This is a genomic window from Ferrimicrobium sp. (assembly GCF_027364955.1).
In the GTDB taxonomy this organism is placed as follows: Bacteria; Actinomycetota; Acidimicrobiia; order Acidimicrobiales; family Acidimicrobiaceae; genus Ferrimicrobium.
On record NZ_DAHXOI010000077.1, the window covers coordinates 1 to 755 of the forward strand.

At 47.5% G+C, this 755-nt stretch carries 2 protein-coding genes; both read left to right on the forward strand.

The features are described 5' to 3' along the window. The coding region (locus M7Q83_RS14095; protein ID WP_298340270.1) for a hypothetical protein at positions 1-226 on the forward strand (226 nt) is incomplete at its 5' end. An 11-nt stretch (positions 227-237) separates the two neighbouring features. Next, positions 238-755 (forward strand): hypothetical protein (locus M7Q83_RS14100; RefSeq protein WP_298340273.1); only part of this gene is annotated, 518 nt, incomplete at its 3' end.

The window sequence follows — 755 nt, forward strand, 5'->3', positions numbered from 1 at the left end:
GCCTAAACCTGCTGGTGCAATGATGCAGAATCTAAAAGCAGCAATGTCAGCGTATCCACAGATAGCTGTTGGGCTAAAGGCTCAGGAGCAGAAGAGGAGAGCAATGGCAGAAGCCACACACAGAGCATCAGTCGCAAGATGGGAAGGGGGCTCTGTGAATGACTATATGCCAGGAGGAGTTTTTACCCCTGAGGCTGGTTACGGTTCAGAGTTCGAGAGATACTGAGGTGAATTAAAATGGCACTATATGTATCTCATGAAGCGAAAATTGCAGGAGCGGCAACAGCAGGTGCAGTAATAGGTGCCGTGCAGACTGCCTTACTTAGACAGTTCGTAGATATCCCTATGGCTGAGAACTTCCTCCAAAACACTTCGAAAACTCCACCAGTTCTGATGAAGCAACTGAAAGGTTTTGGATCAATTTCCAGTCTTGCAGGTATCGGTGCAGGTATCGTAGGTCTTGCTCTTGGGCTTGCAATCTTGCTCAAAGGTGCAATCTCCAGAAGTGTAACCGTTGGTTCTGCTCTTATTGGTTATGGATCAACTGCCCTGTTCACAGGTCTTCTGTCAGGACTTTATCCAACTGCCGCATGGAACGCAGCTGTCTCAGCTGATCCTAATCAGCCTATAGGAACTGCATCCGTGAAAAGAGCCTCTTCATCTGGGATTGCCAGACAGGCTCCAGCACCTACCCTTGAAGCCGAAAAAAGAAAAAAAAATTTTTCTAGCGAAAAAAAAGAGGGGGGGGGGAAAGT